At 53.7% G+C, this 26,682-nt stretch carries 24 protein-coding genes; 11 read left to right on the top strand and 13 right to left on the bottom strand.

Going from position 1 to position 26,682, the window contains the following annotated elements:
- Positions 1–6: 6 nt before the first annotated feature.
- Positions 7–591: a PrsW family intramembrane metalloprotease gene (locus ONV78_RS15170; protein ID WP_216736471.1), complete on the bottom strand. Its 585-nt coding sequence runs from the start codon at positions 589–591 to the stop codon at positions 7–9.
- Positions 592–846: 255 nt separating this feature from the next.
- Here ONV78_RS15170 and ONV78_RS15165 point away from each other — a divergent pair, with 255 nt between their 5' ends.
- The gene (locus tag ONV78_RS15165; RefSeq protein ID WP_279504273.1) at positions 847–2,127 is read left to right on the top strand and encodes a hypothetical protein; all 1,281 of its coding nucleotides are present in this window, start codon (positions 847–849) and stop codon (positions 2,125–2,127) included.
- Between the two features lie 66 nt (positions 2,128–2,193).
- Here ONV78_RS15165 and ONV78_RS15160 read toward each other — a convergent pair whose 3' ends face one another.
- The 3 genes from ONV78_RS15160 to ONV78_RS15150 all read right to left on the bottom strand — a co-directional run bounded on the left by ONV78_RS15160 (position 2,194) and on the right by ONV78_RS15150 (position 6,546).
- Positions 2,194–3,402, bottom strand: coding sequence for an MFS transporter (locus ONV78_RS15160; protein ID WP_279504270.1), 1,209 nt, complete (start codon positions 3,400–3,402; stop codon positions 2,194–2,196).
- 265 nt (positions 3,403–3,667) lie between these two features.
- Positions 3,668–5,842, bottom strand: a complete 2,175-nt coding sequence (locus ONV78_RS15155) for a HAMP domain-containing sensor histidine kinase (RefSeq protein WP_279504268.1) — start codon at positions 5,840–5,842, stop codon at positions 3,668–3,670.
- On the bottom strand, positions 5,842–6,546 hold the full coding sequence (locus ONV78_RS15150; protein WP_279504266.1) for a response regulator transcription factor: 705 nt from the start codon (positions 6,544–6,546) through the stop codon (positions 5,842–5,844). Before ONV78_RS15150 ends, ONV78_RS15155 begins: the two co-directional genes overlap by 1 nt.
- A gap of 201 nt (positions 6,547–6,747) precedes the next feature.
- On the opposite strand from ONV78_RS15150, the gene ONV78_RS15145 reads away from it, so the two are divergent.
- The 3 genes from ONV78_RS15145 to ONV78_RS15135 are packed head-to-tail and all read left to right on the top strand — an operon-like array spanning position 6,748 to position 9,114.
- Complete coding sequence (locus ONV78_RS15145) at positions 6,748–7,278, top strand: PspA/IM30 family protein (protein ID WP_279504264.1); 531 nt, start codon at positions 6,748–6,750, stop codon at positions 7,276–7,278.
- The gene (locus tag ONV78_RS15140) at positions 7,275–7,838 is read left to right on the top strand and encodes a hypothetical protein (RefSeq protein ID WP_279504262.1); all 564 of its coding nucleotides are present in this window, start codon (positions 7,275–7,277) and stop codon (positions 7,836–7,838) included. The genes ONV78_RS15145 and ONV78_RS15140 overlap by 4 nt, the downstream gene beginning before the upstream one ends.
- 34 nt (positions 7,839–7,872) lie before the next feature.
- A complete protein-coding gene (locus tag ONV78_RS15135) occupies positions 7,873–9,114 on the top strand; it encodes a VWA domain-containing protein (protein ID WP_279504261.1) in 1,242 nt (413 codons plus the stop codon).
- A 60-nt stretch (positions 9,115–9,174) separates the two neighbouring features.
- On the opposite strand, the gene ONV78_RS15130 is transcribed toward ONV78_RS15135, so the two are convergent.
- From ONV78_RS15130 to ONV78_RS15100, 7 genes are all read right to left on the bottom strand, one after another.
- Positions 9,175–10,452: an immunoglobulin domain-containing protein gene (locus ONV78_RS15130; protein WP_279504260.1), complete on the bottom strand. Its 1,278-nt coding sequence runs from the start codon at positions 10,450–10,452 to the stop codon at positions 9,175–9,177.
- Between the two features lie 242 nt (positions 10,453–10,694).
- Positions 10,695–11,171, bottom strand: coding sequence for a GNAT family N-acetyltransferase (locus ONV78_RS15125; protein ID WP_279504258.1), 477 nt, complete (start codon positions 11,169–11,171; stop codon positions 10,695–10,697).
- A 31-nt stretch (positions 11,172–11,202) separates the two neighbouring features.
- Complete coding sequence (locus tag ONV78_RS15120) at positions 11,203–12,735, bottom strand: right-handed parallel beta-helix repeat-containing protein (RefSeq protein WP_279504257.1); 1,533 nt, start codon at positions 12,733–12,735, stop codon at positions 11,203–11,205.
- Between the two features lie 88 nt (positions 12,736–12,823).
- Positions 12,824–13,585: a metallophosphoesterase gene (locus ONV78_RS15115; protein WP_279504255.1), complete on the bottom strand. Its 762-nt coding sequence runs from the start codon at positions 13,583–13,585 to the stop codon at positions 12,824–12,826.
- 194 nt (positions 13,586–13,779) lie between these two features.
- Entirely contained in the window at positions 13,780–15,306 is a 1,527-nt protein-coding gene (locus tag ONV78_RS15110) for a type VI secretion system contractile sheath large subunit (protein ID WP_279504253.1), read from the bottom strand.
- 242 nt (positions 15,307–15,548) lie between these two features.
- Positions 15,549–17,636, bottom strand: coding sequence for a TRAP transporter fused permease subunit (locus ONV78_RS15105; RefSeq protein ID WP_279504251.1), 2,088 nt, complete (start codon positions 17,634–17,636; stop codon positions 15,549–15,551).
- 60 nt (positions 17,637–17,696) lie between these two features.
- Positions 17,697–18,710: a TAXI family TRAP transporter solute-binding subunit gene (locus tag ONV78_RS15100; RefSeq protein WP_216736458.1), complete on the bottom strand. Its 1,014-nt coding sequence runs from the start codon at positions 18,708–18,710 to the stop codon at positions 17,697–17,699.
- Positions 18,711–18,984: 274 nt separating this feature from the next.
- Here ONV78_RS15100 and ONV78_RS15095 point away from each other — a divergent pair, with 274 nt between their 5' ends.
- The 7 genes from ONV78_RS15095 to ONV78_RS15065 all read left to right on the top strand — a co-directional run bounded on the left by ONV78_RS15095 (position 18,985) and on the right by ONV78_RS15065 (position 23,184).
- Positions 18,985–19,296, top strand: coding sequence for a hypothetical protein (locus ONV78_RS15095; RefSeq protein ID WP_216736457.1), 312 nt, complete (start codon positions 18,985–18,987; stop codon positions 19,294–19,296).
- A 68-nt stretch (positions 19,297–19,364) separates the two neighbouring features.
- Positions 19,365–19,583 carry a hypothetical protein gene (locus tag ONV78_RS15090; protein WP_216736456.1) on the top strand — a complete coding sequence of 73 codons (219 nt, stop codon included), beginning with the start codon at positions 19,365–19,367 and terminating at the stop codon, positions 19,581–19,583.
- Between the two features lie 133 nt (positions 19,584–19,716).
- Positions 19,717–20,301: a hypothetical protein gene (locus tag ONV78_RS15085; protein WP_279504249.1), complete on the top strand. Its 585-nt coding sequence runs from the start codon at positions 19,717–19,719 to the stop codon at positions 20,299–20,301.
- A 153-nt stretch (positions 20,302–20,454) separates the two neighbouring features.
- Entirely contained in the window at positions 20,455–20,733 is a 279-nt protein-coding gene (locus tag ONV78_RS15080) for a hypothetical protein (protein ID WP_279504247.1), read from the top strand.
- Positions 20,734–20,894: 161 nt separating this feature from the next.
- Positions 20,895–21,362, top strand: coding sequence for a hypothetical protein (locus ONV78_RS15075; RefSeq protein ID WP_279504245.1), 468 nt, complete (start codon positions 20,895–20,897; stop codon positions 21,360–21,362).
- A 1,061-nt stretch (positions 21,363–22,423) separates the two neighbouring features.
- Entirely contained in the window at positions 22,424–22,798 is a 375-nt protein-coding gene (locus ONV78_RS15070) for a nuclear transport factor 2 family protein (RefSeq protein WP_216736453.1), read from the top strand.
- A gap of 2 nt (positions 22,799–22,800) precedes the next feature.
- Positions 22,801–23,184, top strand: a complete 384-nt coding sequence (locus ONV78_RS15065; RefSeq protein WP_279504243.1) for a hypothetical protein — start codon at positions 22,801–22,803, stop codon at positions 23,182–23,184.
- An 8-nt stretch (positions 23,185–23,192) separates the two neighbouring features.
- Here ONV78_RS15065 and ONV78_RS15060 read toward each other — a convergent pair whose 3' ends face one another.
- Positions 23,193–24,548 carry a sigma-54 dependent transcriptional regulator gene (locus ONV78_RS15060; protein ID WP_279504240.1) on the bottom strand — a complete coding sequence of 452 codons (1,356 nt, stop codon included), beginning with the start codon at positions 24,546–24,548 and terminating at the stop codon, positions 23,193–23,195.
- A complete protein-coding gene (locus ONV78_RS15055) occupies positions 24,541–26,637 on the bottom strand; it encodes an ATP-binding protein (protein WP_279504238.1) in 2,097 nt (698 codons plus the stop codon). Before ONV78_RS15055 ends, ONV78_RS15060 begins: the two co-directional genes overlap by 8 nt.
- Positions 26,638–26,682 lie beyond the last annotated feature (45 nt).

Genomic DNA, 26,682 nt, shown 5'->3' with positions numbered 1-26,682 from the left:
GAGTCATCAAGCCTCGTTTTGCACACGGTGCAGAATCCGCAACCGCCACATCCAGATCGCCAGGATCAGCAATGGTGGGGCAATATTCGCCCAGATGGATAACCCAATGCTGAAAAAGTCGAACACGCCATGCAGAAACATCGCGATGAGGAGAAAACAGAAAGTCACGAGGTATCGATTGCCGCCATGGGAGTCAGAGTAACCGTATGCATACCCCCAAATGGAGGCGAACATAACATGCACCATCGGCGCCGTCAGCGATCTGGCCAACGCTTCCCACCCCTCCAGATAAGTCAGGTAATAACTGTTCTCATGTAATGAGAATCCGAGCGCGATAAACGAGGAATAAATAATGCCGTCTATGGGTTCATCAAAATGCGGCAATCTAACAATGATAAGAAGAAAAGGAATGAACTTGGCCAGCTCTTCTATCGGCCCAATGGCTAAAACGGAATATAAAAATAATTGCAGACTTGAACTTTTCGCAAGTTCATAGGCGTCAAAACGTAAATGAATATAGTCCAGCGCTTCATACAAATATAAGCCGATATAGGCTGAGCAGTATCCCAATACCAGGGCCAAAATCAGCATTAAAACAGGCTCTGGTTTATGCCGGTCCTTATAGTAGTGATAGGCGGCCCAAAAGAGACACGGGAGGTAGAGTAAAGACCAGTATTCCATTGCTATATATCGCGTCAAATATAAAGCGCCGCGGGCGCAAACTTCATGAGGGATAAGGACTCGACAATGAGTCGGGCCGAAATACTATCACCTTATGATATACTCGGCCAGCTAACGCCTCACATATCCGACACACTACCGACAAGCCTCATCCATTACTTAGATATGCAGTTTATTAATCAACTATTTAGCTATGGGATCTATATCATTCCCGCATTCATCCTATGGGGAATTATTAAGTTAATCTGCAGCCTGCCTTTTAATGATTACCCGGTCTCCAATGCGGTGCTGACCATTGCGGAAAGCCGAACAACCTATCCATGGAACGCAGGGGCTAATGAAGATGTTCCTTATCAGTCAGTTATTCGAGTGTATAGCGGCGTCAGCCGGGGAAGCGGATCTTATAACTTCTGGGGCGACAACGACATCAATCTTCCCAGCGGCGACGTTATCGCCGAAATCAACGCTAACGACAACGGCAAGGTGGAAACATTTCAGGTTAAGGACGCCAACGGCGTCTTGCTGGCCTCCTCTGAAGAGCGAGAAGTCCGCAAGTGGTTGGGTCTGGCGGGCCGCAAAGAGGCGCTGATCGGTCGAGTGCTTGTCGAGGATCAGCTTATTCCTGTCTTCGCCATCAACGAAGATGACCCAGCCTTTGGCCGGGAAGAAACCGAAGTGTATGGCGCTATCAACAACGGCGACGTCCACGATATTAAACCGCTGTATACCGTCATCGAAGGCCGGGGCATGCTGGGCATATTGGGCGAACGCATCCGCACCGGCACCAAATTAAAGGACGAACGCCAGCAATTGCTCATGGAAACGCAGGAAGACGGCGTTTTGCTGGGAGATCTGTTTTTTCACCAGGGTAGCAACCTCAACATTTTGGGCGCTCATTATCGTGTAGAAGAAGAGTATCCCCCGGGTAATTTTCTGGGACGTCCCCGCAGCTGGTTCGATGGCTATTCCCTGTATCAAGGCTTGGAGATGGGTCCAGACAGCAAGCCTGTCGCCAAAATCAGCATCGACGCCCGAGCCTTCACCCACGAGCTGGGTTATGAGTTTTGGTATGACGCCAACAGAAATGGCGAGTTTGAGGCGGAAGAAAAGCTGTGCACGGTCGTGTATGGAACCACCGTCGTGCAGGCCGCAGACTCGGAAAAGCGCACCTCAGGCAAGGAACTTAACCACCTCTGGGTCGCCTCCAGCCTGCATAATGAAGACACGATTCATCGCAACCTCGACTATGTGGATGCGATCCTGAAAATGATGCCCGACGCCGTCAACCACCATCCAGAGCTGCACAATATCGAGCACCTGCTGGACGGCTATAGACTGGCGCTCAAGCCTGAGTTGAAAACCCTCGCAGACGCCTCTACCGAAGAAGACGCCCTGTCCTTTTTCGACGCCTACGCACTGCTCTTCCCTGAGGCGCAGCATAGGTAACGCCCTGAAGCCGGAGCGAATGACCATAGGCTCCGGCTGAGTCCACTTAACACGTCTATCAGCGACTTAACTCGTCACCGCAATCGGCTCCATTTGCTCTTCATCTAACTGTCTGAATGCCAACACCGTAGACGCCATCGCTAACAGGCAGCAAAAGAATGAGAAAATAAATATAGACTCGTAGCCGAACCAAGAGACGATCGAGCCGCCGATAATGCCCGCAATCAGAATTCCAATGTCAAAGCAGGATTCATAGGTACTCAACGCCAGCCCGATGTTCTTATCCGGCAGGCTTTTCAGGGCTGGCAGCGCCAGTAACGGATACACCATGGATAGACCGAATCCAGTCAGAAAAGCGCCAACCATCGCTTGCTGCGGCGACGTCGCCAGTCCGATCAACAACAGCCCTGCCGCCTCAATAACAAGAGAGAACAGCGTCATCTTTAAGCCGGATGAATCCGCCATCCAGCCCAGCGTCAAACGTGCGCAAACATAACCCACGCCAAAAAGCGATAAAGAGAATGCCGCCTCTTCCCGCCAGCCGCTTTCCACAAAGTACAGCACCAGGAAAGCGGTAATCGCCGCATAGCCAATATTCGCGAGAGAAAAGCCTGACCCCGACTTCCAGATCCGACTGATCGCATAAGCGAGCTTGATTTCGCTTCTTTCCGGATGCACATCCACGGGACGGACAACCGCCACAAATACAAAGCCAATGACTGGCGGCAGGCTCATGAAAAGCGCCGCATAGACAATGCCTACAGAGTAATAAGACCAGGCCCCGACATAGTTACCGGCTGCCAGCCCTAAAAACATAGCGATACCCACCCAGGACATAATCTTACCGGCGTGCTCACGACCAACCAGCCCGATGGGCCAGGTCCCGCTACAAGTGAAAATCAGGCTCTCGCCAATTCCCATCAAAATACGGGAAAAGCAGATAATCACAAAAGTAAGAACCGATGCAGGCAGCAACGCAAATGACAAATAGCACAGCATCCCCGCGCTGAAGGTCAATGCGAGCCCCAACACCATCCCTTTTCTGGGACCATGGTTATCCGAAAACCTGCCGGCGTAGGCGCGGGAAAGCAACGTAGAAATTGACTCAATCGCTACCACCAATCCGACATAAAACGCAGAGTAGCCCAGCGTTTTATTGACGTACAACGGCAAGACAGCCAGGGAAAGCCCCAGGCTGACAATCGCGAGAAACAGAATACTGGCGACCATACTGGCCGCGACAAGATCATTTTTAATACGCAATACAGCGTTCATAGCCCTACTCAATCCTTAATCATCCAGCGCTATCGCCACCAACTGCAAAGCCCGGCAAAAACCGGCTTCGTTTGGAGGGAAAATTCAGAGAACGTTGCTATCCGCGACTAATTGGGCATAGCGCAGATGAGAGGTAAATCGTCGAGGGGTAAGTTCGCAACAAGCGAAGCGGGGGATACATCATCGTTTGCGTCCTGCAACAAGTCTTAAAACAGATAAGTGGCTATTTTATAGAGAAAATTACAGTTAGCCACTTATTCCTGCATCAGCGCAACACCACCTCAAACTCCGCTCCCGGGGTGCGATTGAGCACGTCGACTTCGCCTCCCATGGCGCGGGTCAGCTGTCGCACCAGCGCCAGCCCAATTCCGGTGCCGACGGTTTCGCGGGTCAGTTCATTACCGGAGCGGTAGAACAGTTGGAAGATTTTCTTCATCTGGCTTTTCTGAACGCCCGGGCCGTAATCCCTGACGCTCCAGGCGACTGACTTGGCGCCCCGCGGCCGCGCCTGGATCTCGATACGTTTGCGCTCGGATTTAGAGGAGAACTTAATGGCGTTATCCACCAGATTGATGATCACTTGCACGAAGGCGTCTGCGTCCACGTGCAGCTCTCTATCCGCACAGGAAGGATCAAGTTCGTAGCTGCACTCAAATCCGGCCCGCTCCACCTGACTGCTGATTTTGGAGCGCACCATATCCATCAGGGCCTGGGCGCCGACGGGCTTGAGTTCCAACTTCAGGTCATTGCGCTCCATTCTCGCCAGTTGTAGCACGTTGGCGATGAGGCGGGAAAGGCGTTCGCTCTCGTCATGAATGAAGTCGTAGTACTCCCGCTTTTTCTCTTCGCCAACCCAGCCTTCCCGCAGCATTTCGCCGTACATGCGAATAGAGGTCAGAGGCGTTTTCAGTTCATGGCTGACGGCGGAAACAAAGTCCTGCTGCTGCCGCGCCAGTTTGATCTGCCGCAGGCCAAGCCGGTACAGCATGATAAATCCCAGCAGCAGCACACCGCCAAGAATCACACTGGCCCATATGACAACCTGAGCGCCGGGGCCAGCGGGAAGTCGGTTAATCGTCCACAGCAACTGAAAGTCGCCAAGGGGAGCTGACAAGCGCACCTGATGCAACAGCTCACCATTTAATTCATCGCTCTGGTCCATGTAGCCACGTCTGATGGAGCCGGAAACGGTCTGCAGGATATCGCCCTGAAACGCCACCACCATATTGCTCATCTGCGCCAGGGCCGTCCCTTGAAACGCCTGCGCCATCGCACCTTCGATAAAGGCGTTCTGTTCAACGATCGCCCCCTGAATAATACGCTGGCCATCGCGCCAGACTTTCCTGAACAGGACAAACTGTCCGCTGTCCAACAAGGCCAGCTCCAGGGGATCAACTTCACTTTCAAAGATTTTGACTTTGGGCGCAGCAACAGCGGGCTCTCCTGGCGCGGCTTCGGACTCCACTTCCTCGACCAAGGCGGTTTGCTCTATGCGCGAGGAGCGATTAGGGGCGGGCGCTGAAACGCCTGCCGCTTTCGACAGGGACTTGCTCGCAACGTTTTCTTTCTTGAAGCTGCTCTGTAGCTTGAGATCTTCCAGACGCTTGTCGCTCTGGCTACGCTGGCGTTGCTCGAACACCGGCGAGTTCAGATTATCAAATGCCTGCTGCGCGTATACTGGCGGGGACTTGGCTTTGTATTCTTCCTGCGCCGGGGCTTGCGCGATTTTTCTCTCCTGCGCGGCTGGCGCCGCTGGCGTTGGTTCGGTCTGCGCCGTACTGTCCATCTCCGCGTCGCGGCTCCAACTGCTGTCCGCGTTCTCGCTCAGGCCTCCCGCGCCGGACTCAGCCGACGAGCTATAGGCTCTGGAAGACAGCCCCATCGTATCCGCCAGGCTCATCGCTTCATCCGCCAGACTGACAGGCTTGTCGTCCGCCCGGCGACGTTGCACCAACTGGTTCTGGCTGAGAATATCCAACAAAGTGTCGCGCAAGGCGGTTCTCTGGGTCAGTTCCTCTGCGCTCAGCCCCCAACGCTCTGGGTTATCCAGCGTATCAGGGGTCGCCGGCGTGGAGAAAACGCCTTCCGCATCCACCTGAAAATACCCTAGCAGCCCCGGAATGGACGATTCCACAGGATACGTCGCCAAGGGGGAACGCTGCACATAACTGGAGGTATTGGGATCGCCGGTCAGAACCAGAAACTGATAATCCGCATAAGAATGCGCTTCTTCCGCTGCAATCCAGCGCTGCAATTCAGAGTCGATGCGCTGAGACAGTTCCTCCGCCAGCAAGCGGTACTGATGAAACGCCTCCCACTTGATCTGCTGCTGGGTCTGCCAGACCAATACCGTAAAGGGGATCAGCAGGGCCAAAAACAAAACCGCCAGGAACAGACGCAGGCGTCCTGGCGTAAGTCCATGTCGCAGCGAGGCGGCCATCAGGACTCCGTCATCAGGCGGTAGCCACCGCCGCGCACAGTCACCAGCCGTTGCGGTTGCTTGGGATCGTCCTCGATCTTACGACGCAGTTTGGCGATATGAATATCTACGGTGCGGGTTTCAATATCCAGATCCCGAGCGTACCCCCAGACTTTGTTGAGTAACTCCTCTCGCGATACCGGGCGCTCGCAGTGCTCATGCAGATATTGCAGGACATCCATCTCTCTGCGGGTAAACGCCACGTCCTCACCCTTGTGCTGACAACTCAGATTCAGAGTGTCTATCTCCAGGCCGCCCGCCAGACGAATATGGGCGTCATCCAGCGTCGTGGAGCGAGAGCGCCGCAATACCGCCTGCACCCGCAGCACCAGTTGCGCCACGGAAAAAGGTTTGGCGACGTAGTCATCGGCGCCCAGTGACAGGCCATGAATGACATCTTCGTCGGAAGACTTGGCAGTCAGCATGATGATAGGTTGATCGCGGTCCTTGAGGCGCACTGCTTCGCATATCTCATAACCGTTTTTACCCGGTAACATTACGTCCAGCAGGATCAGGTCATAAGCGCCATTCAGCGACTTGCTCAGGCCTTCGTCGCCATCCACGGCGAAATCCACCTCATAGCCATGGTAAACGAAGACATCCACCAGTCCGGTGCGAATCGCCGTTTCGTCCTCCACGATCAGAATGCGCGCTTTGCGTTGCATCTCCACCTCAATTGATACCTGAAAAAATCACTCTCGCGATAGCGAATGTAGTTACAGACGAGTCTAACAACAAGCGTCGCCACGCCATGTAAATTCTTTGTAAACAGCGCCGCGAAGGTTTTACAAAAGCCTGTCTACGACGCCTGCACGCTCCTTTTTAGACTGTAACCACATCAACGAACACCCTGAAAGGAGACGAACATGGCGCTGATCACCAGACTGACTCGTTTATTCAAAGCGGATATGCACGCCGTGCTGGACCGCTTGGAAGAACCCGACGCCCTTCTGCGTCAGGCGATTCGGGAAATGGAAGAGGAAGTATCGCAAAACGCGCGCCGGCTGCAAGCGAAAGAGCATGAAATACAGCAGGTTAGCAGTCGCATCAACGAAGTGGAAAAGTCTCTGAGCGGACTCGACGCCCAACTCGATCTTTGCTTCGAAGCGGAGAATGAAAACCTCGCCCGGAGCCTGCTCCGTCGCAAACTGGAAGGCGAGCTGCTGCTGTCGCAATTCCGTCAGCAGGCCAGTCAACTGACCAACGCCATTACCGCCCAAGCCTCATCGCTCTGCGATCAGCGTCGCCGGCTTGAGAGCATGCGACAGAAAGCCGCTTTGTTTGAGACGGATCACAGCGTCGAGCCCAAGACCTGGGATAGCAAAGACGTCAGCATTACCGAGGAAGATATTGATCTGGCGATGCTGCGCGAACAACAAAAGCGGAGGGCGTCATGAGCAAGTCTACTTTTTGGCGCGGCGCTGTGATTGCGCTGGCGCTCAGTATCGTCGGCGCACTGGCGCTGGTTCTGTTCGCTCCTGTGGTTGGAGAAGGCTTCGGACTCAGGCTGCTGATTTCCGCGCTGGGTCTGGCGTATGTGGTGATCTTGTTGCGCGACAGCCGCGCCCGCACCGGACGTCTGGTCGTGTTCTCCGCCTGGATGACCGTTACCGCCGCCTTGTTCCTGCTAAACCCTGGCGTATGGGTCTGGCTGACGACGCAAACCGCCGCTATCTGGCTGACGCGCTGCCTTTATATCCACGACAGCCTGATCGCCGCGGCGCTGGACGCCTTTCTCAATGGCGCCGCCCTGCTCGCATCCCTGGCCGCCGCACTACATACCCACAGTCTGTTTCTGGCTCTGTGGACGTTCTTTCTCGTGCAAGCGGCGTTCGTTTACATCCCTCGCAAACTGTCTGCGTCAGGACGCGTTGATGCTCCCGCCAGCAATGAGGAATTCGAGCGCGCCTATCGCAATGCAGACGCCGCCTTGCGCCGTCTATCCAGACATTCCTGACATCGGCTCATTCATTTATTGGAGGAACTCAACCATGAAATCGAAACTGCTCGCCTTCACCCTGTTTGCAGCCACCGCCGGCGTGGTCGCCTTTTACCCTACGCTGCAGAACCTCGCCATTGCGAAGCCGGCGGTCAACCAGATAACTTATCCAGTCACGACAACGGCCCCTATCACTACAACGAACCCGATCGCGACAATTAATGAGAAGCGGGCCAAAATTGAAGTGGTGTTCGCTCTCGACACCACCAGCAGCATGAGTGGTCTGATTCAGGCGGCGAAAGAAAACATCTGGTCCATCGCCAGCACCATGGCCTCCGCGCAACCCGCTCCAGAAATCAAAATGGGGCTGGTCGCCTTCAGGGATCGAGGAGACAGCTATATCACCCGCGTCATCGATCTTTCGCCGGACTTGGACTCCATGTACGCCACCTTGATGGACTTCCAGGCTGAAGGCGGCGGCGACGGTCCAGAAAGCGTCAATCAGGCGTTGTTCGACGCCGTGCATAAGATTTCCTGGAGTCAGGACAAAGACAGTTACCGGGTCATCTTTCTGGTTGGCGACGCGCCTCCGCACATGGACTATCAGAACGAGCAGCAATACCCGCAAACGTTGAAAGACGCTCTGACCAAGGGCATCGTCGTCAACACCATCCAGGCTGGCGATGATCCTTTCACGCAAACGGAATGGCGTCGCATTGCGCAGTTGAACCAGGGCTCCTTCTTCCAGGTAGAGCAATCCGGTCAGGCCGTTGCGGTGGCCACGCCATTTGACGAACAGCTGGCGTCCCTCTCCAGAGAAATGGACAAGACCCGCATGTTCTACGGCACGGAAGAAAAACGTAAGGCTCTCGCCGCCAAAAGCGCCGCCACGGACAAACTGAATGCAGTCAGCTCCGATGCCGCGCTGGCTAAACGGGCCGCCTTTAATGCGTCAGCCGCAGGTGAAGGTAATTTCCTCGCGGAAAGCGAACTGGTCGATGACATCAGTAGCGGCCGCGTCGATCTGGACAGCATCGCCCCGGCGACGCTACCCGCTCCGTTGCAAGCGCTGGAAAAAGACGAACAGGCGAAAGTCATCAAGGAAACAGCGGAAAAACGCGATGCCCTGCGCACGCAAATTGCGGATCTGTCACGCCAGCGTCAGGAATTTATCGAACAGAAACTCAAAGACAGCGGCGCAGAAGAAGAAACGCTGGACTACAAAATTTACTCAACAGTTAAAGCCCAGGCGGCGGAAAAAGGCATCCAATACGAGAGCGCGCCAGCTTACTGAGGGATATGAGGTTAATAGAAGTAAGGGAAGTAAAAAGGGCGGATAATCCGCCCTTGGTTTTTATAAGACTTTTTTCATCACAATATCTGACGTGTCGCTCTCCAGCCCATTTACATCCACAGCCGACACGGCGAAGTAGTGGGTGCCGACGGGCAGATTGTCGAAGGAGAAGCTGATTTCATCCGGCGACGCTTCATATACTGTTTCCACGGAACCGTCTTCAGACAGGTGATAGATCCGGTAAAGCTGGATTTCCGATGCAGCCAGCACACTACCGTCTTCACGGGTCGCCGGCGGCGTCCAACTCAGCAGCGCAGTGCGATCGACCACAACGTCCAGCGTCGCCGCATCACTGATGACAACACCGCTCTCGTTGCCAATCATGACGTCATAACTGCCCGCGTCCGCTTCGCTCACATTGGGTATGGTGTAACTGGAGGTCACCGCGTCCGGAATATTCTGTCCGTCTTTACGCCATTGATAATACAGCGTATTGCTGCCACTGGCGCTAACGTTCAAGGTGACCGACGATCCCACTGATGCAGACTGCGATGCGGGAGGCAAAGAAATGACTATGTCCACCTCATCTGGCTGTGTCTGATCTGTGGAAGTATCCGTGGTGGAGGTATCCGTCGTCGCCGTAGTATCGGTTGTACTGGATGTATCAGTCGTACTGGTAGTATCCGTCGTGGTGGTCTGATTCGACGACGTATCAGTAGTGCTGGTATCCGTAGTCTGACTGGTGTCAGTAGACTGGCTAGTGTCGGTAGTCGTGTCTGAAGGACTAAACGGATCTGATGACTGGGTAGTATCAGTGGTATCCGTAGTGGGACTAAACGGATCTTCAGTTGTCGTCGTGGAGCCGGAGGTGTCCGTGGTGGTGTCAGTAGTGCTGGTGTTGGAGCCATCGCCCCATCTGCCGCCTCCTCCCTTGGTCCCGCCTTTACCGCTCTTGGTGGAAGTGGTGTAAGACGAATCCAGTACCGTATCGCCGCTCAGTTCGGTTTCTGAAACGGTGATGGAGCTTTCCGCTGAAGCCTGTGTTTTTGGCGCGGCGCTAGCCGGCGTCGCCCCCCCGCACCCTGCAAGGAATAACGGCGACAAAGTTAAAACAGATGTCAGTACGGTGCGTCGTAAATTACGTTGAATCTTAAGAGTGCGCCGTATTTGCCGGTCTGACACCAAGTGTTCTTCGACCAGGATCTCACCCAGCTTTTTATGGGATGTCTTCTGCAAAGACATCGCCCTTTCCAGTTGCTCCTGGGTGATGAGATTCCGCTCGAGCAACAGGTCCCCTAAACGGGTCTTATCTGACGATGATACGGGTGCTTCCGCCATGTCCACTCCCCCCTCTGAGGATACTTCCCGCCGACTCGCCACTTGGCGCTTCACTGCGCATGACTTCGGGCTGCGACGGATATGTTGTTCTGGCGTGAATAAATATGCGGGCTGTTCTCGTCCTTTTGGGCGCAAAATCCAAGAAGCAGTATTTATGCGGCGCCATTATTTACAGTTTAGTAAAGGATTTACTCTGTAAATAACGACGATAAGATCAAATGGATATAAAAAAACCAAATGTGCTAGCGTTTTGTTAACTTCTTTTCCAGTGTGAAATTAACCAGTATCTGACCGTTGCGTTGTATTTCATTAAGTTGCGTCGTTACAAAGCCTTTTGACTCGAAAAACGGGCGCGCAGCCCTTGATGCTTCTACATAAAGGCGCGTCATACCTGCGTCAACCGCCTCCCGCTCCAGCCGCTGATAAAGCTGAGCCGCCACGCCACGCCGCTGAAACTCGACATGGGTATACAGGCAATCAATATGGCCATCAGCCTCCAGTTCGATAAAACCAAGCAAGCGCCCGTCGCTTATCGCCAAAAACGGCTTTTTGATATCCAGTCTGGCTTTCCATTTATCATAATCAGGCGGCGTCGGCGCCCACGCTTCCTTTTGCGCAGGCGTGTACATCTGCGAATCAACGCCATGCACCGCCCCATGAAACAAATCAGCCACCGCCACGGCATACTGAGAGTCGTAATTAACTACATCTACATTCACAACAAAAGTACCCCTGACAGGTCCCGTTTATCTAACGCGTCGCGCCGTTGTAAGTCGTTTTTTCAAGAAAAACATTATTTTTGAAGAACTCAGTAGTCACTGAGTAAGAACCGGAACCATCAAGACGACACCAATCCCAGAGCTGCCTGGCTCTGGCGGCGCAAGTCGATTGAATCACGTTGGAGCCATAGGTGGCGTCCAGCCAATTTCCTCGCGGGTGCGCAGGACATGCGGTGACAGAAACCTCGCATCTGTTGGACGGAAGTATCGTCTCCAGCTCAGCGCAGGCATTCCCGGGACCTTTGTCCTCGGCAAGGCAGCCGTAGTTCTGGTCCCTGTTACCCGTAAAAGCCGCTGTCGAGTCATGGTTAAGCACAAAGGTTCTGCCGCTCGTGTTTGTGGTTGAAGTACGAGTGATATTATCGAGAATACTCACCCCAATGACAGGCGCGCCAAGCTCCGCCAGTTGCGCATTCCCAATTACAACGTCGTACACCATTTTATGTTTCACTGACGGATCGCTCAGATCGTTCCAACTTGTACCGTGAAAGGTATTGCCGGAAATGGTTTGAAAGCTGTCCATCACCTTTATGGAGGCGATATTGTTCACAAACGCATTTTCCCTTACGACATTGTGTTTGGAGAAATCAAAGTATCGGTTACCGTATCCTGGCATCGCATCGTCCGAGCACCCGGACAACACAGCTCCCTGGCGCGCCGCAATGACAATCGCCGCGCCGCCGTTGTAGTTGTCGTGGTAGCTGAACGTATTGCGTTCAATAAGGTTGTCATTCGCATGCATATTCCGCGCAACGCCAGCCTCACCGCAGTTTTTGTAGGTTGCTATCGCCGCGTACTTATTATCTTTAAACAGGTTATTGGCAATGACGTTCTCTGAGGAGGCATCGATCGCGATAGCCTCACGCCCGGAAGCGCTGCCGGAAAATCCATTATGAATAAAACTGGAGTTGGTCACGCGCGTTCGAACGCTGTACGCCTCCAGATAGATCCCTGATAGTCTCGTATTTTCAACGACAACATTATCAATCAAGAAATCCTGACTGTAGGGGCCAACAATGAGGCCTTCTCCTCCAAGCGGACTATTTGCGTCATAAACGCCAATGTCCTTGATCGTAACGTTTTTTACCCGAAACCGTTTAAGTCCCGTTGCGTAATTGGCGCCGCCGATCCCTAGCGTCGCTGGCGTCAGAAGCAGCCCTTTTTGATAATTCTTGAATGTGCAGTTCTCAATGGCCACATCCTCCAATGCCGCCGCAGAGTCCACTGCTCTTGACGCTTTTTCAGTCGTGGCTGGGATAGTTCCGTCAAAGGTATTGCCGCCGCAATCCAACGTAATATTCGACGCTTTTAGCTTGAATCGCGTCCCCCGAATAACCTCTTCCTGAGGGCATAATGCAATGCTTTCCGAAACAAGGATGAGCCTTTCGTTATCGATATTGCTAGAGGGAAGGCTATCCAGACTGACACACGCCTCCACCCTCGCATTCGCTATTCCAGGCAATAGAAAGAGCGCCAGCAATAAACTTTTCCTGTATTTTTTCATTTATGTGTACCTGATATTTTTCCGTGCTAATGCAGTCCAGGGCGCAGCCACTTCCAACGCCGGGACAGCACTGTGTTAGCTACTGAAGTTATAAAATGCTGACAGTGAAAGCCGGATCAAAGTCCAGATTGCGTTCCCCGGGATAGCCTCGGGGATTGCAGACAACCCGGGTTGACCCTATCTGGTAATCACTGCTGTTGTGCAAATGGCCGTGTACCCACAGATTCGGCTGCAAGGATTCCACCACCGGCTCCAGATTGGAAGCATACGCTGAGCTGATAATATGGTTTTTCCTATGCAGCGGCAGTGACTGACTACTGGGCGCATGATGAGTAACAACGACGCGCCGGCTGGTTGGATGCGTCTCGTCGCAATGGGCGAAGGCGCCTTTTAGCCAGTGCAGCGAATGAGAATGAATTACCGCCAGATCCAGTGAGCGCATTTTGGAGTAGCCAGGTTCTCTGCGGATTTTACGAAAGTCGCTCATCACCTGTTGGCATTCAAAACCCGCCACGCGAGGATCGCAGAGCAACTCGAAGTCCGTCCACAACGTGCATCCGAAAAAGACGACGTCGCCCAGCGCCACGGACTCATTCTCCAGCACATGAACATGCGTTCCCTGCGTCATCTCTCGTAACTTTCGCGCCAGTTTCGGGTAGATATGCCGATAGTATTCATGATTTCCCAGCACATAAATGATCGGCTTCGCCGGATTCTGCTCCAGCGCCCAACGCACGCCTTTGTCGCCGACATGAATGTCTCCGGCCAGAACCAGCGCATCCACATCGTCGACATCGACAGCGAAGTCCTCAAACTCCAAATGGAGGTCGCTTAATACTCTAATTTTCATACTACTGCTTACTGGCTCACTCTCCGCCTGTCATCTTCACAAGGAGGGAGCCTGAGTTTCCTTTTGTCTAACTGTTATCCGCCTGAGCCTTAAGGCATGCGTCTATACAGCCTTATCTCCAGAGGCTTGCCGCCATCCTGGCGCATCCCTGCGCCAGATTATCAACATATCCATATCGACAGGCTGTTAACGACTCATGCGTTCCAAGGACCGTTAAGGTCGGGGCTGGCCGCTGCAATCGAACGGAAATTGGGTATCAATACACTGTCTTTACCCACGATGGAACGCACCGCCATCAAGCCAGCCTGACTCAGCGCCCGCACCGCCGAATCAGTGATGTTGACCTCCGCGCAAGGCGTCACCACGGATTCGCCATCTTCGCTGTAAACGTGCAAAGGCAGGCGGTCCACCTGCTGCTTTTTACCCGGAACGAAATTCCAGCCGAAATCCGTATAGTGCTGCGCCAGCAGCATTACCGCCAACCAGGCGCCGTTGCCCCACAGGTAGAAAGCATGTCGATTACGTTCCGGCAACTCTTCAAAATCAAAGCGCTCCGTACGGGAGGTGCGTTTGCCATAGGGCATGCGCAGCAATACCCGCGGCGCCACCATCGCCAGACTGCCGGCGCAAACCTGCTCTCTCACGGTTTTCCAGTGTTCAGAGAATTCCGCATCGACGGCGTCGCTCCAGTCATCCGGGTCAGGGGTCGCCGCCAGATCGCCGCATCCCGCCAGCGCCGCTGCGCCGCCGGTCAATGCCGCGGCTCCGATCACATGGGCGGAACCCGCCAGTGTGGAAAGAAAGTTCAGCGACTCCGTCTCCGTTCCGAAGGCATAGTCAGCAAGGATCATGCTGAATGGCGTAGCGCCGCTGGCGCTGCGCTTTTCCACCAGCAACTTGTACAGTCCGGTTTCGTCGATAGATTCCGCGGCGTTCGCGTCAGCGATCAGCTCTTGACGCGTCGCATCGACGATGAAAACGCGCAGGTTTGCATCCGTCTCCAGCCTGCGCACCAACAAATACAGCCCGCGCCAGCTCGCTTCCAAGGCATGAAAAGCGCTGTGATGCATGATTTTGCGCATCAGGTCGCTGGCGGCCTGGTCCACGGCCTCCAGCATTTCCTGCTGGCGAGGGTCCGGTCCCTGGCTCACATAGGGCGCAAAGATTTCCTGCACCAGCGTGCGCACGTCAAAAGCGTTACTGGAGCGCTGAACGCCAGATGTGCTGTCCAACAGGCTTTCCAACAGAGACCCGCTGTCGCTGGAGCCGCCCACATTAGACGGCTTAGCTTCCATCACAGACGTTTCCGCTTTTGGAGCGGAACCACTCCAGCCGCGGATTTCATCCGCCGCCGCCTGGAAAGTATCGTTACTCTTGAGACGACGCTTCAGACTTTTGAACTTCTCAAACAGTGCGGTGCGGTCATAGATATAATCGGGATGCATATCATCCAGCTCGCGAAAACGTATGACGTCATCGATAACTGGAATATCCAGCTCCACCTTCAACTGCTCGAAGACGTCGTCATAATTATCCCGGTCCACTTCAATCAGTTTGCGTTTCGCCAGCGTCTCCGGTTCATGCGCGCCACGATGTCCACGGCCGCTGAAATCCCCCAACACCACGATGTGACAGGGTTGATTGGCTGGCGTCGCTTTCTTGTCGCCGGCATCTTTGGTTTTAAACTGAATTTCGCCCGTGCTGATGGTTGTTCTGGACATATGAGCTTCCCTTGAGGTTGTCGCGCCTCACATTGGAGGAGAGTGTAGACGCCATATTTTATGCAAAGCAACCGCGTCAGGCGGCCGCTGTCATACAAATTGAATCGGTCGAGAATACAGCGTCGTGAAAAAGAGTAAAAGCGTTGAAACAGGAGACTCTCCGGCGCCGGAGAAATGAAGCCGTCCATGGCTTGGTGTGAAAGTAGCGAATGCCTTCCTTTACGGCCTAGAAGGCCTGGGAGCTAGAGTGTCTGCAGAGGCGTCGCGTCGCCTGATGAGGCGCGCGAGCGGTTCAGTAAACGCAACGCTATCAACATGCCAAGGCCGCCAAGATGCCACCAAAGCGACAGCGGCCAGAGTAACAACAGCGCGGCGGCGCAAACCAGCAATCGCATGACTGGATTCAACGCCTGTCCCAGCCAGCCCACAAACACGGCGGCGAAGGCGTACAAACCAAATGCAGAGAACACGAAGATCTGCAGCGCCTCGCCCCAGTCGCCGCTCAAAAACGGCGTGTAGGCGAACAGGAACGGAACGATATACAAGGCTTTCGCCAGACTCCACGCGGACAGCCCGGCTGACATCGGCGAAGTCTTGGCGATGGCCGCAGCGGTAAAGGCGGTCAAACAGACTGGCGGCGTAACGTTACTGTCCTGAGACAACCAGAAAATGATCATGTGCGCGGACAACAGCGCCAGGGTAATCATTTCCGGCGCAATCGCCACATCCAGCAGCGTCGGCAGGATATCCCGACTGATGCCCCCCACCAGCGCGGCGGCTTGATCGTAAGGAATCGGCTGACTGAGATCCACATCCGTCACGCCCGCCATAAACTGCAGCGTCACACGCGCAGTCTCCGGCAATTGTCCGGCTACCAGCAAATCCACCAACTGGTTTTGCAGAATCAATTGCTGCAACGCCGGCGCAGCGATCGTCGCCACCATGATGTACGCCGCCGTCACCGGCAACCCCATTCCCAACACCAGTGAAGCCAGGGCGATCAGTACGATGGCGATCCACAATTGCCCTCCCGCCCATTGCACGATCATGAACGAGAAAGTATTGCCAATGCCGGTCGTGGCCACCACGTTGACGATCAGTCCCACGCTGATCAGTAACAGCGCAGTCATCACCATATTCTTGGCGCCCAACGCCAGCGCGTCGCAGATCGCCGCCGGGCCCATGCGGTTGGGCGTCAGCCAGGAAGAGCCAATCACCGCCAGGATCGCAAAGCCCGCCGCGTAGGTGGGACTCAATCCCCATATGAGCAGCCCGATCAACAGGACAATCGGAACAAGAAAGGAGTAACCGCCCCGCTTCATCAACACTGACAGCGGTTCCGGGTTATCGTCCTCGATAGGTTTCAGGCCTTCTTTCTTAGCCTGCAGTCGCACAAAAGCCGCGATTGTCAGGAAGTACAGCAACGCCGGCAGAAACGACACGACCACAATGTCCGTGTATGGAATCTGGGTGTAGTTGGCCATGACAAAGGCTCCAGCCCCCATGATCGGCGGCATGAGTTGCCCTCCGGTAGAGGCGGCGGCTTCAACGCCAGCGGAAAAACGCGGCGAATACCCCGCCTTTTTCATCAAAGGAATGGTGATGACGCCGGTTGAGGCGGTATTGGCGACCGCTGAGCCGGAAATGGTGCCTGTGAGACCGGAAGCGATAACCGCGATGAGACCCGGCCCACCGTGCATCTTGCCTGCGGAGCGTTTGGCCAGATCGATAATGAAATCCCCAGCGCCCGAGCGCACCAGAAAAGCGCCAAACAGGATAAACATCATCACGAAGCTGGAGGAAATGGTCGCAATGCTTCCAAACATGCCGTCATCGCCGAAAAGACTGCGAAACATGATGGTTTCCAAACTCAGACCACTGAAGCGGAACACGCCGGGAAGGTACTGTCCCCACCATGCGACGTAGCCCAACGCGATGATAATCAGCGTGGGAATCAGCCAGCCCGCCATGCGCCGGGTCAACTCCAGCGAAAACAGCACCACCACGCATCCGGCCAGCCAGTCCGCCCAGCTTAAATGAAGACCGCGCTCATAAATAATGTCCTCGCTGAAAAACAGCCAAAGCGTCGCCGCCGTTGCGGCCGCGGCCAAGGCGTAGTTGAACGCTTTCAGCATTTTGCTGGCGTCTTTGGAGACGTACCAGCCCACGCATAGCCAGGCGAATCCAATGAAATGAATGACGTTAGGCCAAAAACCGCTGATCCAGCCGGTCATGTTGATAACGATATGGATCAGGGATACTACGACAGCCACATAAAAAAACATGCGGCTGTCACGGAGCTGACTCCACTCCGTCGCAGACTGACTCATTACAAATCTCCAAAGTAAGCGGGGGACGCGTCCCCCGTTGTGACTCAGTGATGGAGGCTGTTATTTCATCAGCCGGTCAGGAATATTCAGTCCTTGTTCTTTGTAGTAGCGAATTGCGCCAGGGTGCAATGGAATCGGCAGACCGGCAATCGCCTTTTCCAGCGCCATGTCGCTGGTGGCCTTGTGGATGCTGTTCAGGAAAGGCAGGTTTTCATAAATCGCCTTGGTCAGGAGATAGACGGTTTCCTCGTCGATGTCGTCGCGCACCGCCAGGAAGTTAGGCTGGGCGATAGTAACGATATCTTTGTTCACGCCTGGATATACGCCAGCTTTCACCGTGAAAGGCGTCCACAGATCAAAGCCATTGTCCGCCCGCTGGATTTGCTCCGGCGTGAAAGACAGCAGGGTGATGTCGGAACGTTGCGCGAAAGCGTTAATCACCGCGCCCACTGGAACGCCGGCCGGCGTCCCCATGCCCACGACTTTGCCGTCTTGCAGGGCCTGACTGCTGGGACCGTAGCCGGCGTACAAAAGATCAAAGTCTTTATCCAGATCCAGGCCGAAGTTGGCGAGGATGGTGCGGTTGGACTCAATAGTGCCGGAGTTCTTGGAGCCCAGAGCCAGACGTTCGCCCTTGGCGTTGACCAGATCGCTGATGGTGCCGGTTTTGACGTATTTGTTGTCCAATACGAAATGCTCGACGTTCTGCCACAACATGGTGATGGAGCGGATGTTGCGTTGCTTGCCTTCATTGGCGAACACACCAGAGCCTTCCCACGCATATTTGCCGAAAAGCCCCTGCAGGATGGAGAACTGCGCTTCGTTATCCCGCATCAATTTGATGTTTTCCGCAGACCCGGCGGAACTGATGGCGGATATGCCGATTTTATGCGTCGGCTGCAGCTTTACTTTCGTCAACGTGGCGATTGCGACGCCAACGGGGTAGTAAGTACCTCCTGTGCTGGCGGTCGCCATGATGTAATTCTTCTCCTCGGCGGCGCGCAGGCCAGAAGAGAACACAGAAAAGGACAGAACGGAAAGGGTGAGAGAGATTAGTCGGATATACCGATTCATACTGAATTACCTCAAAGTTTTATTTTTTTAAGTCACAGGCGTTCAAATGCTTCGCAAAGGTCATGCCGCTTACCACCTTCACACAACTTACTGATTTATAAAGAAGCCAACTAAAATACAAAAAGCGCCATAAGCTAATTTTGGCTTATCGCTAAAACTTTATAGGCAAAATTTTGCTTATCGACCAATGAATGTGGCTTTATGCTTGAAAACCGTGACGACACCATCAATGCAAGCAAGCCGTAATAAAACGTTGAATGAGGAGACCTTTCCTATGTCGAACCAACGCATCCTGGCGCTCACACTCTGCCTTTTCGCATTGCCGGCCCTGGCCGCGGAAGCGCCCATGCTGAAAAACGATCCCAAGCGCCCTGTCGCTGATATCAGCCGGGAGTTAGGCGTAACGCCGGACCAATTCGTCGCCTGCTTCAACGACGTCCATCCGGTTCCACAAGGTCAAACGCCCACAAAAGCCAGAGAACGCATGAATAAATCCGTGCTCTTACCCTGTCTGCAACAAGCCAACCCAGAGATCACCAACGACAGACTTGATCAGGTGATGGATAAATACAGACCGAAAAACTAGCGGGACCCAGCGTCATCATTCAATGCGCTCAACCGGAGTCGCAAAGCAGAAATTAAAGGGAGATGAACATGCATAGAGCCACCCAGCTGCTTCTACTCGTCGGCGGCGCACTGCTTATCCAGGCCTGCTCGACCAAGCAGGCTTACTACGCCGTACGGGAAAACCAAAGACAACAGTGCGAAAAATATATTGAACAATCGCAGTACGAAGCCTGCATGAGGCAGGCGAATGAAAGTTACGACGATTACGAAAGGCGCCGAAAAGAGCTGGCGAAACAGAAGCCGTAAGCGTCTTTTGAATTTGCACATTCTTTCCTTATTTCAGCCGACGGCCTTCCTCGTGGGTGAGCGCTTTCAGAGTTATCAACATCTATCAATAACTCTGAGCGGCGACGCTATCATCAACAAGAAGGCTAACACCATGGCAAATGAATACATCTATATCCCTGTAAACAGTGATGAAATGAGCGAGTTCGCGGAGAGATTCGCGAAAGCGAAGGGGATTCCAGTCAATCAGATACTGGCCAACAAGTGCGTTTCAGGCAAAGGCAAAGCGATGTATCGCTGGATTGACAAGTGTCTCAGTAAACTCACCAAGGACGACACGCTCTATGTCGTAACCCACGGCACTGGAGCCGCTGACGCCCTGACCATCGGCTCGGAGCGCAACATGGGGAAAAACAAACAGAAAAGAGTCAACGTTAACGGCAACGACACCTGGGAAGGCGGCGAGTGGAAAAGTTATACGCCGGATCAGCTCACCTCCACGCTGACCAAAGAAGGGCTGCCCAGCACCTTTGTCAACCTGCACGTTTGCGCCTGCGGCGGCGGTTACGAAGGGAAAATGGCGCCCTGGGCCAGCCGCTTGAAAGACGCGATGAAGCAGAGCTTTCCCAAGGTTCAGGTGACCGGCTATCAAGGCGCTTTCTCCGTTAGTCCCACCCGCGTCGCCATCATCGATAAAGGCGCGCTATATCCCATGAACGAGCGCGCCGTCACATTCTAAGCGACTTTATCCCCGTGCGATCCATCCCATTCAATTTATGGCGTGGATCGCGCCGCACGCCTGGTTGCACGCTGGCTTGACCGCCCCGATAATGCCTGCCTTGTATCTTCACATCAGGACACATCGCCAGTGCGCATATCCAGGTCATTACAAATGACGCTTGCAGTGACGCTCCTTTTGTCAGCCATTCCATGGGAATTCTGCATGGGCGGAACCGCTTACGGTCTTCCTTTTCCGTTGGTATTTCCATCCCATGAGGACATTGACTGGTATCTTATCCCCATTGGCGAGATTGAAAAGATTCACACAACGCTGGTTAGTCCTCTTTCTCTGGTGGGCAACCTCCTTGCCGCTCTCGCGCTCGTTAAGACGGGATCAGCTTTGTTTAGATATATCAAATCGTTAAGAAAACAACTCGTGAAGCCTGACTAGATCGGTTCTGTTATACAGATCGTTATCTGACGCTCACAATGTTGGCGTCCGTCCGCCGCTAGACTACACTGAGCGCCTTCTTCATTCCCCAAAGACAGTCAGGGAAGACAGCTCCACGCAATACGCTGTGGCCATGATGAATGATTGAGATTTGATAACTTATGCCGCCAAAGAGACACAGCAAGATAGCCGGAACAGGCGTTATTCTCGCCGCGCTAGGCGTACTTCTGCTGGGAGTCACCCAATATTATTGGTCTATCAACGATCAGTATGTGACTTTCTTCGCACAGTTCTACGCCCATATATTGTCGGCATTCTCTATCGCTCCCCCTGTCGCGGAGCCTGCTTTTATCACTGGCGGCTTTTCGCTTACCGAAGAGTTAGCCGTGCAGATCAATCACGGCATAGCATTTTCATGCGCCCTCGCCGCCATATTCTGTGCGTTCCTGGCGAGACGGAGAAAAGAAAGTCCGGTTTATGGAGGGGCTGCCCTTGTTTTTGGAGTAAGCGTGTTTATTTTGTTTAACCTGAAGGTTGGACTGTTAGTGGTCACAGCCTGTTTCTTGGTTATGCTAACTCGGAAAAAGGGTGAAACCATGAGCCCCGCTCTCAGTGAAGGAAGGGTCTGAATCAGCGTCTCCACATTCTGATAATCATCTCAGCGAGCATTAGTCGATAGCCGCTCCTAATAGACATCAACCTCGACAGAACATAGATAACGAGGCACACCCTGTAAGTAGCGCCATGTTGAGAACACGCGCACAGTTCCCCCCTACACTGCAACCCACTTCAGTCATTATCTAGACAGAATATTGCCTTCCAGGTTCTGATACTTATAATGCTGACAACTTGGCACGGATGCGTTGGCATGCAGGATTCTATGAGTTAGCCCTCATACTTCTCCCTTCTCGCTCCACTACCATCTTTGACAGCACGTTCCGTGTTCGCTAAGTCTTTTATTTTTATAGCATTGTAGTACCAGGATTCATATATGAAGTACCTTCTTGCCATTCTAGCCATAGCGGCAGGATATTATTATTGGCATAACAATCAGGCCTCTACGCAGCCTCCTTCAGCAAGCTTGATGAGAACCCCGTAACTAAAGAAGAACTACTTGACTTCATGTCCGCACAAAAAGAAGGACTTTGTCTAGAAGTCAACAACATGGATGAGCACTCACCAAATTACGCAAGCTGTATGAAGCGGGCAAAGAGCTTTAAAAGTATGTGTAGAAGCCGCGTCGGAAAGGATATGCCGGACATGATTGGCAGCAAGGATGAATTTCACAAGTATGGAATGAGAATGATGGACTGCATAGTCCCTCCTAAGTAGTGGCGGGATATATTTTTATTCTCCCTCATTCCAGAAAATTTGAGAAAAAACCAGAATTATCTAAACCACATGAGTCGCAGTAAACACTATGGAAACTATCGCAGCAATCATTTTCATTATTGGCTACATAATGTCGTTAATAAAAGGGTTTCAAGTATCATTCGTATGTTTTTTGCTAAACTTCTTTTTCCCGCCTATAGCGCAAGGCATATTCGCTATTTATGAATCTGAAATGAGAACCCCTCTTTACTTAATGTTAGGCAGTATTGTGCTTGGCGTCGTGAGCGGGGGAGTTGAATTTACTTATACAAGTTCCTAGTCATATAGCTGTATAGAGCAAATATAACCAGTGAGTAATATGAACCCAAAGTCTACTATTGAAAGGTACTGGGAACTCATGCAAACCAATGACTTCCATAAGGCCAGCGAGATGCTGTCGGAGGATTATGTCTGCCATTGGCCGCAGTCTGGTGAAGTCATTCGAGGGCGTGAGAACTTTGTTCTGATCAACGCCAATTATCCCGCGCAGGGCGAGTGGCGTTTTACGCTTAATCACATCCTGTGCGAAGGCGAGCAGGTGGTGACGGATGTGTCTGTCACGGATGGTGTGATTAAAGGACGCGCCCTCACCTTCAGTACAGTCAGAGACGGTTTGATCATCAAACAGGTTGAGTACTGGCCAGATGACTTTGCGCCGCAGGAGTGGCGTAAAGAGTGGGTGGAGGTGAGTTAATAATGCCAGTGCATGTTTGGAAAAACCATCGTATTGAAGTTACGTCAAAGTCAGAACCAAAACACCTATGGCTTAGCCTGACCATAGAAGTTTATGTCGATGGCGAACTAAAGGGTAAATCGCCAGATAGACTTGAGGGCTTATCTGAAACTATACCCTTTTCATTTCGATCGGACGATGTGGAGTATAAGGGATTACTCACTTCACTAGTTCCTGCGTCAGCTTTACTGACGCGATATAGCATATCAATTGATGGCGTTGAAATAGAGAAAGGACGTGTTCGAGCCAAGAACTGGCTCGACTGTTATGTATTTATTGGCTCCGTTTCCCTATTGATCTTATCTATCCCGAAGCTTCACTTTCTGCTGAAGCAGCTTTTCGCCTGAAATGAATTTCACCCCAAGAAATCCTCCCGCCGCAATCCATAACGCTGCATCTTCTGGTTCAGTGTGCGGCGGGGCAGGTCCAGTTCTTCCATCACCTGATTGATATTGCCTTTCTTGGCGGTCAGTTCCGCGCTGATAACCGCTTTTTCATATTCCGCAACACGGGACGCCAGGGACTGGTCTGACGGGCTGGACATGTCCAGTTTTTCGCCGGAGAGCATTTCCCGGATGGATTCGTCGCTGAACTGGCTGCGTAAAAGATAGCGCTCCGCGAGATTTTTGAGTTCCCGCACGTTGCCCGGCCAGTTATGGCCTTCAAGAGCGATCCAGTCATCACCGCGCAGCTCGGGCGCTTCTTTATCGTGTTTCTGCGCCGCCAGTTTCAAAAAGTGGGCGAACAGCAGCGCAATGTCTTCGCGTCGCTCCCGCAACGGAGGGATGCGCAACTCCGCCACCATCAAGCGGTAATAAAGGTCACCGCGGAAGCGGCCTTCATCCCCGGCTTTTTTCAGGTCCTCTTTTGTCGCCGCCACCACACGCACATCCAGCGCTACCGCCTGATGCGAGCCAAGCCGAACCACTTCCCGCTCCTGCAAGGCGCGCAGCACCTTCACCTGAAAATGCAGCGGCATGCTTTCCACTTCATCCAGAAACAGCGTGCCCTTGTTGGCGTATTCAAACTTACCCGCCTGGGCTTTCTGCGCGCCGGTGAAGGCGCCGGCGGTATGCCCAAACAGTTCACTTTCAAACAGATTTTCCGGAATCGCCGCCACGTTCAGGGCGACAAAAGGATGTTTCGCGCGCTTACCGAAGTCATGTAAGCATCGTGCCACCAGCTCTTTGCCTACGCCGGTTTCACCATGGATCAACACATCCACATCCAACTGCGCCAGTTCATGGACATGTCGACGCAGTCGTTTGATGCCCGGCGAGTCCCCGATAAGAATCGATTCCAGCCCCTGCTGCGACTCTAACGCCTTGCGTAGGCGCTGATTTTCCAATAGCAAAGAACGCTGCCGGCAGGCGCGCTTGATCGCGTCCACCAGATGCGTGGGCTGAAACGGTTTCTCAATGAAGTCATAGGCGCCCTGTTTCATCGCCTCCACCGCCATGGCGATGTCGCCATGACCCGTGATCAGCAGCACAGGAATATTTTTCGGCATCTTCTGCAACAGCGCCATGCCGTCCAAACCGGGCATCTTGACGTCTGACACCACCACGCCGACGAAGTTCTCATCAATGGTCTGCAAGGCCGCTTCAGCGGACGCCCACCCCTTGGCTTCCAGACCCGCCAGCGCCAGCCATTCTTCCAAGGCCTCCCTGACGGAGCTATCGTCGTCGATGATATAAACCAATTTAGTCATAATGAATTACAGCCGGTAAGCTAAGGGTGAATTCACTGCCTTCACCCGGTGTACTGGTAACGGTTATCTCCCCATGCATGTCCTGCAGCAGGTTATAACTGATCGCCAACCCCAGGCCCAACCCCTCACTTCCTGTCTTGGTGGTGAAGAACGGATCGAACAGGTGTCGCATGCGCTCTTCGTCCATCCCTTCGCCATTGTCGCGAACGGATATCATGATCTTATCCCCGCTGCGCTCCGCCATAACAAAAATATCAGGCTGTACCGCGGACTTCACCGCCGCAATGGCGTTATCAAGCAAGTTGATCATCACTTGCTCCAGCATATGCTGATCTGCAGTGACCTGAAGTCCCTCAGGAATCTGTGTACGAATGACAGACCTCTGCTGGCTGAGCTTATGCTCCAGCACCTCCCCCACATAACGCATGACCGCCTGCAAAGCAGTTGGCCGTATGTCGACGGAGCGAATGCCGGCAAACGACTTGAGCTGTGAGGAAATTCTGGCGATGCGTTGCACCAGCGCATCCATTTTATCCAAGGTAGCGGCGCTTTTGTCTTTTTGTTCCTGCGCCAGATACAGGCGTCCCATGGCGACATAACTGACCAGCGCCGTCAGCGGCTGGTTCAGCTCATGGGCGATGGCGGCGGACATGCGCCCCATCGCCGCGAGTTTGCGCTCCTGCATCAATGCTTCCTGAGTCGCCCGCAGCGCCTGGGTGCGCTCCTCCACTCTCGCCTCAAGCTCTTCATTGGCTTGCAGCAAAGACGCCTGCGCCGCTTTCAATTCACTGACGTCGTGAACCGTCAGCAAATACTCCCGATCGGGCCCAGTGCGAATCAGGCTGACGCAATACAGGATGGGGAATGAAGCGCCATCTGAACGGTAGCCTTCCGCTTCCCTGACCTCTCCGTCGGGCGCGTTGATCCAGGGCGACAGCAAGCGCATCGGGTCCAGGGATACGCCTTGTTCCTGCGCCGCCACGCCGAAAAGCTCCGCCGCTTTCTGGTTTACCTCGCGTATTTCAAAGCGTTCGTTGAGGGTCATCAACCCTGCGTCCGTGTTCTGGATGATGGCGCGTTGATGAGCGTCGCTCTCTTCGATCACTTTCAAGAGCCGGTGTTCCGTACGGCGTTTCTGGCGCGCTTCGCGGTAATACAAGGCGAGCACGATCAGCAGCAACACAGCGCCGCCGCACGCAGTGGCGATCAGAGCCGCCATGGTGTTCACATCGGCTACCGGCAACGCCCGGTGCATCCGCCAGGGCTGGCCGACGACCTGACGCGAATACAGCAGCAAACGGGCGCCCTCCACTTCCACAATCGGCGCGTCAGACCAGGCGTCCGTTTGCGCCGCCAATGGCTTCGATTCCGCAGAGCCGTATTGTTTGGTGACCTTGAGTTCCGCCGTCACCCTCTGCTCTAACGGCCTCAATGCGCGATACAGCGCCGCCGGATCAGACGCCAGGAAGATAATGTCGTTGGGTCCGCTCAGGAATATCCGGTTGCCAGTCGCGGCCCAACTTGCCTGTTGCGGCGTCAGGTCCAGTTTGACGACCGTGACGCCGAGTATGCGTCCGGTGTTATCCCGTATCGGCGCGGAGATAAACAATCCCGCCTTGCCGGTGGTGACGCCGACCGCATAGTAAAGCCCGGTGCGTCCCGCTACGGCGTCTGCGTAATAAGGTCGAAATGCATAGGAGTGACCGACAAAGCTGGTGGCGTCGCGATAGTTGCTGGAAGCCAGGGTCAGCCCCTCTGCGTTCATGATGAATATCTCATCAGAGCCCGCCGCTTGATTGAAGCGATTCAGCAATTCTGAAATGTCGTCGTCACGCTCATTGCGCCGCAGCATCCGCTGAAAACGCGGATCCGCAGTCAAAATAGCAGGGAAATAGACATATTTATCAATCGCGGTCAGCAGAGCGCTTTCAAACGCCCGTAACAGTTGCTCCGATTCAACGCCGTTGTGTTTGATAAGCAGGTTGCGGGAGAGGAAAAAACTCAAAAACACCGTCGCCAGCAACAAAAAAGCCAGCGCGATCTGGCGCGCCTTGCGATGGGACGGACGGGACGAATCAGCCGGGAGCATGGTCAACTACACTTGTTTTTATTGGCGTTCATCTTAACGACATTC

Source organism: Hahella sp. CR1, from assembly GCF_029813005.1.
In the GTDB taxonomy this organism is placed as follows: domain Bacteria; phylum Pseudomonadota; class Gammaproteobacteria; order Pseudomonadales; family Oleiphilaceae; genus Hahella.
This window is presented reverse-complemented; position numbering and strand designations above follow the sequence as displayed.

What these genes read in the sequence shown, in the direction of transcription:
- ONV78_RS15055 (WP_279504238.1), bottom strand. Translation starts at nt 26,637, where the DNA reads ATGCTCCCGGCTGATTCGTCCCGTCCGTCCCATCGCAAGGCGCGCCAG.
- ONV78_RS15155 (WP_279504268.1), bottom strand. Translation starts at nt 5,842, where the DNA reads ATGGCCGCCTCGCTGCGACATGGACTTACGCCAGGACGCCTGCGTCTG.
- ONV78_RS15150 (WP_279504266.1), bottom strand. Translation starts at nt 6,546, where the DNA reads ATGCAACGCAAAGCGCGCATTCTGATCGTGGAGGACGAAACGGCGATT.
- ONV78_RS15165 (WP_279504273.1), top strand. Translation starts at nt 847, where the DNA reads ATGCAGTTTATTAATCAACTATTTAGCTATGGGATCTATATCATTCCC.
- ONV78_RS15135 (WP_279504261.1), top strand. Translation starts at nt 7,873, where the DNA reads ATGAAATCGAAACTGCTCGCCTTCACCCTGTTTGCAGCCACCGCCGGC.
- ONV78_RS15070 (WP_216736453.1), top strand. Translation starts at nt 22,424, where the DNA reads ATGAACCCAAAGTCTACTATTGAAAGGTACTGGGAACTCATGCAAACC.
- ONV78_RS15130 (WP_279504260.1), bottom strand. Translation starts at nt 10,452, where the DNA reads ATGGCGGAAGCACCCGTATCATCGTCAGATAAGACCCGTTTAGGGGAC.
- ONV78_RS15105 (WP_279504251.1), bottom strand. Translation starts at nt 17,636, where the DNA reads ATGAGTCAGTCTGCGACGGAGTGGAGTCAGCTCCGTGACAGCCGCATG.
- ONV78_RS15080 (WP_279504247.1), top strand. Translation starts at nt 20,455, where the DNA reads ATGACGCTTGCAGTGACGCTCCTTTTGTCAGCCATTCCATGGGAATTC.
- ONV78_RS15170 (WP_216736471.1), bottom strand. Translation starts at nt 591, where the DNA reads ATGCTGATTTTGGCCCTGGTATTGGGATACTGCTCAGCCTATATCGGC.
- ONV78_RS15060 (WP_279504240.1), bottom strand. Translation starts at nt 24,548, where the DNA reads ATGACTAAATTGGTTTATATCATCGACGACGATAGCTCCGTCAGGGAG.
- ONV78_RS15095 (WP_216736457.1), top strand. Translation starts at nt 18,985, where the DNA reads ATGTCGAACCAACGCATCCTGGCGCTCACACTCTGCCTTTTCGCATTG.
- ONV78_RS15075 (WP_279504245.1), top strand. Translation starts at nt 20,895, where the DNA reads ATGCCGCCAAAGAGACACAGCAAGATAGCCGGAACAGGCGTTATTCTC.
- ONV78_RS15145 (WP_279504264.1), top strand. Translation starts at nt 6,748, where the DNA reads ATGGCGCTGATCACCAGACTGACTCGTTTATTCAAAGCGGATATGCAC.
- ONV78_RS15085 (WP_279504249.1), top strand. Translation starts at nt 19,717, where the DNA reads ATGGCAAATGAATACATCTATATCCCTGTAAACAGTGATGAAATGAGC.
- ONV78_RS15090 (WP_216736456.1), top strand. Translation starts at nt 19,365, where the DNA reads ATGCATAGAGCCACCCAGCTGCTTCTACTCGTCGGCGGCGCACTGCTT.
- ONV78_RS15065 (WP_279504243.1), top strand. Translation starts at nt 22,801, where the DNA reads ATGCCAGTGCATGTTTGGAAAAACCATCGTATTGAAGTTACGTCAAAG.
- ONV78_RS15160 (WP_279504270.1), bottom strand. Translation starts at nt 3,402, where the DNA reads ATGAACGCTGTATTGCGTATTAAAAATGATCTTGTCGCGGCCAGTATG.
- ONV78_RS15100 (WP_216736458.1), bottom strand. Translation starts at nt 18,710, where the DNA reads ATGAATCGGTATATCCGACTAATCTCTCTCACCCTTTCCGTTCTGTCC.
- ONV78_RS15115 (WP_279504255.1), bottom strand. Translation starts at nt 13,585, where the DNA reads ATGAAAATTAGAGTATTAAGCGACCTCCATTTGGAGTTTGAGGACTTC.
- ONV78_RS15120 (WP_279504257.1), bottom strand. Translation starts at nt 12,735, where the DNA reads ATGAAAAAATACAGGAAAAGTTTATTGCTGGCGCTCTTTCTATTGCCT.
- ONV78_RS15110 (WP_279504253.1), bottom strand. Translation starts at nt 15,306, where the DNA reads ATGTCCAGAACAACCATCAGCACGGGCGAAATTCAGTTTAAAACCAAA.
- ONV78_RS15140 (WP_279504262.1), top strand. Translation starts at nt 7,275, where the DNA reads ATGAGCAAGTCTACTTTTTGGCGCGGCGCTGTGATTGCGCTGGCGCTC.